Origin of the sequence: Polaromonas sp. 39-63-25, assembly GCF_002278925.1 — a bacterium.
Lineage (GTDB): Bacteria > Pseudomonadota > Gammaproteobacteria > Burkholderiales > Burkholderiaceae_C > Polaromonas.
On sequence record NZ_NCJH01000029.1, the window covers coordinates 24,078 to 34,654 of the forward strand.

The window sequence follows — 10,577 nt, forward strand, 5'->3', positions numbered from 1 at the left end:
GGGGTAGTTCATCCGCAATTCTTTTCTTAGGATATGCAATGAATCTTTTTCAACAATTGGCCCCTCTGGTTTCGAGCGGGATCGTGATGCGGATGACAGTTCGCATGCATGGCGACAAGCTGCAGCTGGACATCATCCCCGAGGTCGAGGCAGGCAAAACCGGCATTTCCGTGCCGGCGCAGGCCTTGATCGGGACCGCTGAAGAACTTGACGCTGGTGTGCCGGGCTTTCTTGCAGCCTACGCACAATCAGCGGCAGACCTCAATGAGCAGATCGCTGTTGCAAATGCCGTTATGGGCAAGGCGCAGGATGCTGCCAAAGAGGTGGTGAAAGCTGCGGCCTCCAAGGTCAAGCCGACGAGTGCAGCCGGTGCCAAGCCATCTGCAAAAACCAACGAAGTCAAAACCGACCGCACGGCGGCGGGCTTCCTGGACATGGACGACGACGAGAACGCAGAAGGCGGGGACGAAGCAGAGTCCCCGTCAGCTGCGGAGAAAAGCACCCCCGTCGCGCCTGATCTTCCGATCAGCGCAACCGGCGAGACTCCCAACATGTTCATGTGAGGCGATCATGCAAGTACTCCAAATTGTCCGCAAGTTCAACTACAACGGGATTGCCTTGGTGGACCCGAATCCTGCGTTGAGCATTGATGCTGTGCGCGAGTTCTACGCCACCCAGTACCCGGAGCTCAACAATTCGGTCATCGAAGGCCCGGTTACCAAAGGGCAGGAAGCGACCTACAAGTTCCTCCGCGCTGTTGGCGACAAGGGTGCCAACAACCAGGGTGCAACCCTGCGTGGCAAGGTTCGCGATCTCGCCGCTGGCAAGGGTGGCGCGACCGTGAAAGTGATTGAGCCGGTTTTGACCGGCTCGTGCGCAGTGATTTACGCCGCGTGCTTTGGCGTGGTCACTTCGAAGCAAGTCGGCCGCCCGATCAAAATGCCCTCTCAGGCATTTGGGATCTGGGGCTAAACGGCGGGATCTGAAATCCGTCAGCATTTCTGAGAGCGAGAAGCCACTTGGCCCCATTTATGGGGTCAGGTGGCTTTTTTTTTGCCTGCTAATTTTCAATGGCTTCGATCGTTTGCCAGGCCGGTCAAACTTTAGTAAAGTCTTTTCGTCTTCGCATCATTGCGAGTCCGCGAGCAGGCCTCTAGCCTGTTTCGCATTACTTTTACCCACTGGGAATCCACACACCCAGCGGGTCCGTGGGTTTCCGCTTTCAATTGGAAAACCCATGAAATCATCAACCCAAGATCTTGCTACTCGCGCTCAGCTGGCGCGCTCGTCTGTGCCGTTCGAAAAACGCACATTCCTGAAATTCACGGCGCCGGGCCTGAATGGCCAGGATGTGACTTTGGTCTTCGAGGCAAGTAGCTACAAATGCGGCGCTCCGCTGCATCTGCAGCTCTGGTCGAATGACCACGAGGAACCTTGCTTCTGGTCGCCGTATGTGACTCTCACGAAAAGTGCGGAGCCCAGTGGTTGCCAGGACGGTGAGATCGTCGTCAAAACGAGCGACGAAAACGCCCATCTGCGAGACGTCCTCTTGACTCGCGGTTTCTTCGAAGACACCGGCCGTCGTCTGCGTGCGGGTTACAGCGTGCTGGAAATCTGGACCATGACGGACCTGTTCACGGCCGCACTTGAAGAAGTGCTCGGTGCGCAGAAGCCTGCGAAGAAGACAAAAGCGAAAGCGGCTGCTTTGACTTGACCTGACACGTCGAATCTTCACCCGCAACACAACCAATTGAGGGGCCGGACACACATTGTGTGCCGGCCCCTTTTCACTATGGAAATCAAAAATGACTGATCAGTTTAGCTTTAACCTGGCTTTCGAACCGCAGGGGAACTACACCCTCCGTCTCGCAAGTGGAGCCACAGAGGCGTATCCGACCTTGGGCGACATGATGGTAGGACTCAACCGCACGCGTCGGGATCCCGAGGCAAGAATCCTGGGTCTCACTGGCAGCACGAAAGCAACCCTGAAAACGGGTGAATGCTGTGAAATTGTCCAGGCCCACAATCACCTTGGGATTCGTTTGCCATCCGAGGACGGGAATTGCCAGGCCTTGATTGACGCGTACCTCGATGAAGTTGAGCCATACGGGAAGGACACGAATGGCCGCGTCAAGCATCCGTGGGAAATGACGCAGGGCGAGTGGGGCGCGTTGACCTCGTTCGGGAGTGTCCTCTATGGGGTCATTCCGTGGCTATCACCCACCCAGAGGGCTCAGACCTGCGTGACAGCTGGAGCAGAGCGGTGTGGACCACTTGACTACGGACTCGACCTTTTCAGGCGGCGGATGGGCTTCGGGCACAACGGCCCGACCTACGACGGCGAAAATACCAACTCGCGCCACGAGGTACACGTTGGGTACGCATTGGCGGCCGGCAAGCCAGTTCCGCAGGCAGTGATCGACGAGTACCTGGACCAGGGAGAAGAGGTTCAGTATCGGGATCCGTGGTTCGAGGCACTGTTGGCGAAGCCTTTCCTGCGCGGAAGGGTAAGCCGTGATCGACTTGCGCAGTTGGTCACATTGTTGGACTGGCGCGGCGATGGACTTGCAAACCTGACCGAGGAAGTGGCCAGTCATGCAATTGAGCAGATCGCAAGACTTCCGGCATCTGCAGGACCCATTGAGGTCGACAACGAGCTCTACCTTGCCGGGATCCTTAAGGTACGCACCTTGAACGATTCGTTGAGCGCGAGCGACATTGGCACGCCTCACAACGAGTTCGCAGCGACCGTCCGAGACCTGCTTGTGGCCGAACATCGAATAGCTGGACACCTCCGCGTGCAGAAGGCTCTGGATGACGGGAACATGACATTTCGCGAGGCTGCTTTTGCTCGCCTGCTGGCAGATTCCACTGAGCGAACGGCAACCTACTGCCACGCCAATCGGCTGGCGAAGGCGATCGAGGCCGGGGACATCGGATTCTTACTGGACACGCTCGATGGCACTGGGAACGACATCAGCAAGAAGGCTATCGAATCCTTCTTTCAAACGAAGTTGCGCAATGTGAAGGCCGCAGAGCGGCGCAAGGCGATATTCGCACTTGCCGGGCACGTCACCGAGCAGCAGATGGCTGCGGCCGAGGCCGAACTTAAGGTCCGCCGGGAGGCAAGTCATGCGGCGAGGGAGGTCATTGCGGAGGCAAAGCGCAAAAAGAACGCGGATGACCATGCAAAATGGAAGGCCTCATCAACGAAATACAAGTTTGAGGGCAAGATCATGACGGGCGCAGAGTTCGTGGAGCTGATTGTCAGCCGGGGGTTCTTGCAGTTGCGGACCCGGAAGGTTGGGGCGGTAACTCACCACTATCTCGGCAACACGGCGACCTCGGAAAGCTACCGGTTGCGTGTGAATGACGGGACCCTCGACTATGCGAAATTGGTACTTGATCGCCAGACCGAGACCGTCTAACTGCTGCTGTAGCAGCACCAAAAACACCCAAGGCTCGCGCCCTGGGTGTTTTTTTTGCCTGCCTCGATGCTCCGTCTGGCGGTCGAGCGTTCATGCATTTAAAGAGTGGTCGCTACAGGTCTTGCCTGATTCGATTTGCAGGTGTGCGTCGGCCAGATGCCGGCAGAAAAAAAGGAAAGAAATGAACGATTTCAGATTTTGGCTTGTAGCACTGCTGTGTGTGTTTCTCTTGAAATACTGTTCCTGAGCATCCCCCCGAGGGGCGTTCGTGGCGCCTCTCGTGGGTTTCACCCTGCCGGTCAGGTGCCCAGCCTCCACGTGGCCTCGGGCGCGCCCCCGCTCCTTTGGGCCCCGATGGCGCATAGACCACCATCATTTGCGAATACGTTCACTCCGGGGCACAATTCAATCGTCATTGGCTCCATGCCAGTTTCGCCGGACTAGTTTCGGCCTTCAACATCAATCCACCGGGATCCTCATCCCGGTTGGGCTGAGGCTCTCGGTTTTCTTCTTATAGGAATCCCGAAAATGAGTCTCAAACAACAAGCTGAAATCTGGCTGCGTACCGTCGTTTCGAAACATCTTGGCAGCAACATCCGCCGTTACAAGTGGAGTTCGTATTTGGGCGAGGTCAGCCACAATTCCCTCGGCGGCATCTCGTTCCTGCCACCCTGCGAAGGCAAGGTTGCGGAAGTCAGTGACGAGTTCACCCTCGTGAAAACCGCCGCAAGCTGCTTCTGCGTCGTGTCGAACGCGTTGCTGGGTCAGCCGGTCGCTGAAGGCGACAAGATCGGCCTGACGTTCTACAAGCCCAAGCGCTTCGACGGGACCAAGGCCGACGGCTCGGATGATCCTTCCGAGGGCGGGGTCCGAACCGTCATGCTCACCGGTGCGGCCAGCCTGTTTCCCGTCAAATGGGAGGGCCGGTACCTGGGAATAAACGACCGTTTTGCTGACGCCTACACCGAGATACGCAATCCCTACCTGCGTGACTTGATAACCCAGCTCGAACGCATGCCAGTTTCGAACGGGCTGCGCGCAGTCGTGAACGTGCTGATTGACGCCAACGCCACGGGTCTGACCTTCAACGATCCGGCGGAAAGCGAAAGTGCGTCAAGTCCCCCGGCGATCCGGATGTCTGTGAGCACTGAAAAGCACAAGGGCCAGGTCGAAATTTCGTATGACCGGGCAATGGACGTCTACGCAGTCAGGCTCACCCCCGACAGTGGCTCCGGTCCCCTGGTGCTCGAAAACGTGTACTTCAACCAGCTGGGCGAGGTGCTCATCGACGGCATTGATGACGGCCGCTGGATGCTCGCCGCGGTCGCGATGATCAAGCCGGCGCCGAAAAAGCGGAAGCTGGCCCAGCCAGAAGAAGCCTGACCGGTTGATTTGCATAGGTCGTGGCTCTACCCTGAAAAGGGGTAGGGCCACTGCCTGATGCGACAACTGGAGCTTCACGCAAATTCCCTTCACGAGCCCTGCTCCTTTAGGGCGCAGGGCCATCCTTCTGGAGTCGCCTTGTCATCTCGCTCAAACTATCACCTGCTCAGCAGGTCACGCCAGGCATTCTTTGGCCATCTCCGCGCCACAGGTGTGTTGCCGATCCACCACCTTGTCCGGATCATCCTGGACAAGGGCTACAGCGCACGCGTTCGCTCTGCTGCGCTTCGAAACTTGGTTGTCGCCGCTCCCGTTGAGGTCACCCTCGGGCAACCGTATGCCGTTCGCCGGCTGCTGGTTCGAAAGCACTACCAGGTCTGAAGCGTCCATGTGACTGTTCAGACCCTGAATTTCCCGAACAAACCCGCGAATCCGCCTCTCTGAGAGGCGGATTTTTTTTGGCCGTCAACTTTTGCACTTCGTCTGGAAATCAGCTAGATTTGGGGTGTTTGGCTTCATGCCTTTCGCGCGCCTGCTCACTGCAGAGTGCGCATCTCATTCACCCTCGGGAACTCATCCCGCTGGGCATGGGTTCCTGTTCATAAGGAACTCCATGAAAAACAGTCTTTTGGAGCGCCCACGGCTGACAAGCCCTGGAAGATTTGTGCTCCCCCAGATCGCTACGGATATTCCGGCGCGTCTGGGAAAGGAATCCGTCAAGCACCAGGTACTGGCTAAGTTTGCACTTGCCGCCGAAGCGATCGGCCTACCGCTGCCTGGTGGCGATTTCGTTTCGATTGAAGAGGTAGTTCACCAGCAATGGGGGAACTACTACAACGCGACGATGGCGCCGGAATCGAACCAGTTCCTCGCGGGCAACCTCGAAATCGTTGTATCGAACAAGCGGCTGGAGGCGCGAATTGCGTCGAGTCCCAATCTCGTCATTGTTCAGGCAAAGCCGGTCATTACCGCCTTGGAATCGAAAATGCCCGGCCTCGGCTGGTATGTGATGGATGTACTTGGACGGGCCGCGGGGCACGGCATGAACGTCTATGACTGCCACCTCGTTGGGTATCAGTCGCAGAGCTATCTTTTCGAAGCTGAAAGCGACGAGGAGTTTGCCAAGAACCTCTTCAATGAGGAACATGGCAGCGGCCCAAAGGCCGAAGATATTCCCATGCTCATTGAGGCCTACCGGGATGACTATGCGTATCTCCCGTCCGACGTGCTGCGGCAGGTTGATGGGCACAAGCACCTGCTTGGCTGGACAGATAGCAGCGAGGCGGGCAGACGCAGGGCTTTCGTAAGCAAGCATGCAGAAGCGGCGCTTGCTGGAATCGCTCTTGATCCCGGATTTGCCAAATGCGTCCAGGCCGCTATCGCGCTGGACAAGTTGTTCAAAAAGGACAAGGCCCGGGCGTTCAGCTGGTCGGGCGAAGAGGTTGACCCTGAGGACGGAGAGGACTTTGGCGACTACCCCGAACAGGTCGGGGCGGTGTGCATCGTCGCCTGGGAAGAGACCGACATGCTGCTTGAGATGATTGAGCACTCGGAGAGGGGGGCCTATGAAAATGGGACAGCCTACGAGTACCAGGGAATGGCCTGGGTTCCTCTCGATGCCTCAAGCAAAGAAATCAAAAATTTGGCCCGTGATCTTCGGGCTTACTTAGAACGATGGAATGCGATGGCCTTGCTGGTCTCGTGTTTCCCGTTCGCAGAGGAACAATGATATGAAAACAAGTGTTTTGGTAACTGGAAGTCAGTTTGAAATCTCCGGGGCGATCCTGCTCTACCGACAGAACCTCGATTCGGTGTACGGACGCCAGTCGAACGCCTTTGCAACGATACACGCAGTCAGCACTGATCAGCAGCGGCCGCAAATCGAAGCAGGGCGCCCAATGACGGAAGAAGACTTTGCGTCGCTCGTCGCTCAGCTTGCTCCGAAAAGCCGGCCGCAAGTTGAATGGCAGGATCACAGCGTGTTGGCCAAGGGCCTGGGACGCATGATCTGGTGGACGCCACCGATGAAGCGGGCCATGTTCTTTTCGGCATCAAAGCACAACACCAGGTCCTTCAAGGGTCAGGCGATGTGCCCAGTGCCGGGAATGGTGTGGCAGGCGACAGGCACCAGCCTGTACGTCTACGCGTTTGAGGGGGATGGTATGCCAACGCAGGAGACCCCCTTGTTTCAGGCGCCGCTGTTCAATGTTTGGGCGAGTGGGCAGGTTTGCCACGGCAATGCTGTGGCGCCTGTCGACGGGAAGAAGGGCGAAACCAGGGAGTGGGAGAAATTCCTGTTCGGCTCCCGGTTTACCCACCCGAACTTCACTGAAAAGGACCGGTTGATTCTCGGTGAGGATCCAGCAGTGTTTTGGAACAAGATGATCGCCAGGCCTACGAAGTCGTTTCCCACTAAGAAGCTGGTGAAGGTCGACCTCAAGGTAGGGGATCTGCTGGCGCCGGATTTCACCGCGCGGGTGTCCAAGATGACTGCGCAGGGAGAGTTTTGATGGAGACGATGGATCAGGTGGTTCAGGCCGCATTTCCAGTTGTTTCCGCGCCGCGCTTCTCCAGCCTGGAGGCAGGGGCGAAGCCAGGATCGCGGCACATCGTAGCCAAGGATGGACTTTGGCGTGAGATCACGCTTCCCTGGATTCGCAGCATTCACCCGATTGCTGCGTGCGATGTGCCGCTGCCCTACGGGGCACTGCATGCGGAGATTGAGCTGTTTTGCGGCCCGATCCCCAAGGATCTGCGCCAGAAGTTCGTTCGCGACGCCACCGCCGCCAGTCCCTACGAGATGGCAGCGGCAATGATTTGGAATCAGGTCACCGGTGGCTGGCGATATGCGGTTCGCGAAAGCCTCTCAGCGGCGCACGCGTTCGTAAATTACAAGGAAGTCAGTTTGGAGGAAGGGGAATTTATGGTTCTTGACCTCCATAGCCATGGGCAATTTGACGCGCATTTTTCCGAACGGGATGATGCGGATGACGCAGGTTCAATGAAATTCAGTGGTGTGATCGGCAACCTGAACACGGGAACGCCGACGACAGTGATGCGTCTGAATCTGCTTGGAAAAACATGGGCGGCCACAATGGCCGCCGACGGAACTCTGGAGGTTTTGGAATGATGAAACACAGTCTGCAATCAGCCCTGCTGACGAAGCCCGTGAAGATCCTTTTGGTCGGCGCGGGCGGAACGGGAAGCAGGATGCTGGAGAAGCTGGTGTGCCTGCACAAGGCGCTCAAGGCGAAAGGGCACCCACACGGCTTCGACGTTGTGGTGGTGGATCCTGACACAGTCTCGCCGGCCAACATTGGCCGACAGGCGTTCTATCCGGGCGACGTAGGCGCATACAAGGCCGACATCCTCGTGACAAGGGCAAACATGGCGCTGGAAGATGCGGTCTGGGCAAGTTGCGTTGCAAAGCTGGACACGCAGAGTAATCTGTCTGCCTACGACATCGTGATCGGCGCAGTCGATAACCGGGCAGCCCGGCTCGGAATCCTCCGGGGACTGGAGAACACCATGAGCGGACTCCGCTACTGGATGGACATGGGAAACAGGCGAGCAGACGGCCAGGTCGTCCTCGGACAAGTCAGCAGCCGCCGAAAGGTGGGTGAGGACAAGTTGAGGCTACCTCATGTAGGCGAGCTCTACCCGGAACTCATCGATCCTGCATTCGAGGATTCTGACGATACGCCATCCTGCTCATTGGCGGAAGCGCTGGAGAAGCAGAGCCTGTTTATCAATCCAACGCTGGCTGACTTTGCCGGCAACCTGTTGTGGAATCTCTTCACAAAGGGGGAAGTTGACAGTAATAGTCCGACGAAGGCCGTTCTTGTCGAAGCCGGCGTGACCGGGCAACATGTGAAGTGAAGAGTGCGAACCCGGATGGTGTGCACCTAAACGAAACTTCAAACGCAAACTTCTCAGGCTATGTGAGCAGCCTGGTGCTTCCGTAGCCGCTATCGCGCTGGAACACGGCGTCAATGCGAACTTGGTGTTCAAGTGGCGGCGAAACCGGCAGCGCTCGGGTGTGGGTGCCGCTGCTGCGAAGTCTGCGGTGCTGCTGCCGGTATGCCTTGAGCAAACCCCAGCGGGCAAGTCTGCCGAATCCGGGGCGCCGATGGTGGTCAGCGCCGCACCTGTTGCTGCCAGAGCGGAACGCGCAGGCACCATTGAACTGGAGGTTGCCGGCGCGCGGCTGTGCCTGCGCGGTGCAGTAGACGAAGCGAGCCTGTGCAGCATCCTGCGCGCGCTGCGCCAGACGGCATGATCGGCCCACGCGCGGGCACGCGGGTGTGGCTGGCCGCTGGCGTGACGGACATGCGCTGCGGCTTCAATACCTTGGCGGTCAAGGTGCAAACGGCCCTGAGCGAAGACCCGTACTCCGGTCACATCTTCATCTTCCGCGGACGCCGCGGCGACCTGGTCAAACTACTGTGGAGCGACGGCGACGGCATGTGCCTGCTCGCCAAGCGCCTGGAGCGTGGCCGTTTCGTCTGGCCGCAGGCCGAGTCCGGCAGCGTGGCGCTTAGTGCTGCACAGCTGTCCATGCTACTGGAGGGCATCGACTGGCGTCGACCGGAACGCACCTGGCAGCCACGCGCGGCGGCGTAGAAAAATCGAGCTGTATTCGTTGACAGGACATCTCCTATTGTGAGTGTGTGGCATGACGTGCACAGTCATGGGCATGACCTTCGAGGAACTTCTTGCCGGCAACGCTGCACTCAGCGGTGAAGTGCAGCGTTCGCAGGAGGCGCTGAAGATCGCGTTGCTGACTATCGACAAGCTCAAGGTCGAGGTGGCCTATTTGCGGCGCATGAAATATGGACGCTCCAGCGAGCAGCTAGAGCATGCACAGCTTGAACTGGTGGGTGGCCAGGTCGCGCAGCCGGCAGATGCGCCGACGCTCAACACCGAGGCTGAAGGGCAAGACAAGTCCAACGTCACGTCCATCGAGGAAGGCCGCAAGAAGCGTCAGGCCAAACAGCGCCCGGGATTGCGCGAGTTGCCCGAGCACCTGCCGCGGCGCACCGTGGTGCACACGCCGCAGGGTGGCTGCACCTGCGAGGCCTGCGGCAGCGGCCTGCGCGAAATCGGCCAGGACGTCTCGGAGGTGTTGGACTACGAGCCCGGCAGCTTCCACGTCGTGCGCCACGTTCGTCCGAAGCTGGCCTGTGCCGGTTGCAGCACGATCAAGCAGGCGCCGGCGGTCAGCCGCCCGATTGACCGAGGGATGGCCGGCGCCGGACTGCTCGCCCATGTGTTGGTGGGCAAGTACGCCGACCACACGCCTCTGTACCGGCAGTGCCAGATCTATGCACGCGAAGGTGTGGACCTGCAGCGATCGACCTTGACGGACTGGGTGGGCCAGGCGGCGCGTCTGCTGACGCCGCTGGCCGAAGCCATCGGACGCTACGTTCTGCGTGCGGACAAGATCCATGGCGATGACACGCCTATCCGGGTGCTCGGGGGTGCGGGCAGCAAGGCGCGCACAGGCCGGCTGTGGGTTTATGTGCGTGATGACCGGGCCAGTGCCGACACGGCCGCGCCGGCCGTGTGGTTCCAATACTCGGCCAACCGGCGAGGTGAGCACCCGGCGCGGCATTTGAGAAACTTCTCGGGCATCCTGCAAGCCGATGCGTTCGCGGGCTATCACCCACTGTATGAAAGTGGCCGGATCGTGGAGGCTGCATGCTGGAGCCACGCGCGACGAAAGGTGTGGGACATCCACGAACGCCAGCACAGGTTGACCGGGAC

Annotated in this window: 12 protein-coding genes and 1 pseudogene; 12 read left to right on the top strand and 1 reads right to left on the bottom strand. The window is 58.8% G+C overall.

The annotated features are described in order from the left end of the window. The first annotated feature begins 38 nt into the window (after nt 1-38). The 5 genes from B7X65_RS22365 to B7X65_RS22385 all read left to right on the top strand — a co-directional run bounded on the left by B7X65_RS22365 (nt 39) and on the right by B7X65_RS22385 (nt 4,811). On the top strand, nt 39-563 hold the full coding sequence (locus B7X65_RS22365) for a PRTRC system protein E (protein ID WP_096670130.1): 525 nt from the start codon (nt 39-41) through the stop codon (nt 561-563). A 7-nt stretch (nt 564-570) separates the two neighbouring features. Further along, nucleotides 571-972: a PRTRC system protein C gene (locus tag B7X65_RS22370; protein ID WP_096670132.1), complete on the top strand. Its 402-nt coding sequence runs from the start codon at nt 571-573 to the stop codon at nt 970-972. Between the two features lie 265 nt (nt 973-1,237). Continuing rightward, a complete protein-coding gene (locus B7X65_RS22375; protein WP_293596454.1) occupies nt 1,238-1,714 on the top strand; it encodes a hypothetical protein in 477 nt (158 codons plus the stop codon). 91 nt (nt 1,715-1,805) lie between these two features. Beyond that, entirely contained in the window at nt 1,806-3,428 is a 1,623-nt protein-coding gene (locus B7X65_RS22380) for a hypothetical protein (RefSeq protein WP_293596455.1), read from the top strand. A 528-nt stretch (nt 3,429-3,956) separates the two neighbouring features. Further along, a complete protein-coding gene (locus B7X65_RS22385; protein WP_293596456.1) occupies nt 3,957-4,811 on the top strand; it encodes a hypothetical protein in 855 nt (284 codons plus the stop codon). A 174-nt stretch (nt 4,812-4,985) separates the two neighbouring features. On the opposite strand, the gene B7X65_RS22390 is transcribed toward B7X65_RS22385, so the two are convergent. Then, a complete protein-coding gene (locus tag B7X65_RS22390) occupies nt 4,986-5,201 on the bottom strand; it encodes a hypothetical protein (RefSeq protein WP_096670140.1) in 216 nt (71 codons plus the stop codon). A 223-nt stretch (nt 5,202-5,424) separates the two neighbouring features. Between B7X65_RS22390 and B7X65_RS22395 the strand changes: the two genes are divergently transcribed. The 7 genes and pseudogenes from B7X65_RS22395 to B7X65_RS22425 all read left to right on the top strand — a co-directional run. Beyond that, the gene (locus B7X65_RS22395) at nt 5,425-6,540 is read left to right on the top strand and encodes a PRTRC system protein F (RefSeq protein ID WP_293596457.1); all 1,116 of its coding nucleotides are present in this window, start codon (nt 5,425-5,427) and stop codon (nt 6,538-6,540) included. 1 nt (nt 6,541) lies between these two features. Beyond that, a complete protein-coding gene (locus tag B7X65_RS22400; RefSeq protein ID WP_096670144.1) occupies nt 6,542-7,321 on the top strand; it encodes a PRTRC system protein B in 780 nt (259 codons plus the stop codon). Further along, nucleotides 7,321-7,941, top strand: coding sequence for a PRTRC system protein A (locus B7X65_RS22405; protein WP_293596458.1), 621 nt, complete (start codon nt 7,321-7,323; stop codon nt 7,939-7,941). Before B7X65_RS22400 ends, B7X65_RS22405 begins: the two co-directional genes overlap by 1 nt. Next, complete coding sequence (locus tag B7X65_RS22410; protein ID WP_293596459.1) at nt 7,938-8,690, top strand: PRTRC system ThiF family protein; 753 nt, start codon at nt 7,938-7,940, stop codon at nt 8,688-8,690. The genes B7X65_RS22405 and B7X65_RS22410 overlap by 4 nt, the downstream gene beginning before the upstream one ends. Nucleotides 8,691-8,736: 46 nt before the next feature. After that, nucleotides 8,737-9,090 (top strand): annotated as a pseudogene (locus B7X65_RS22415) (transposase); the annotation flags it as partial. Then, nucleotides 9,087-9,434: an IS66 family insertion sequence element accessory protein TnpB gene (gene tnpB, locus B7X65_RS22420; RefSeq protein WP_293596460.1), complete on the top strand. Its 348-nt coding sequence runs from the start codon at nt 9,087-9,089 to the stop codon at nt 9,432-9,434. The pseudogene B7X65_RS22415 and the gene tnpB, both read left to right, overlap by 4 nt. A gap of 52 nt (nt 9,435-9,486) precedes the next feature. Beyond that, nucleotides 9,487-10,577: IS66 family transposase (locus tag B7X65_RS22425; protein WP_293596461.1), on the top strand; the 1,091-nt coding region annotated here is incomplete at its 3' end.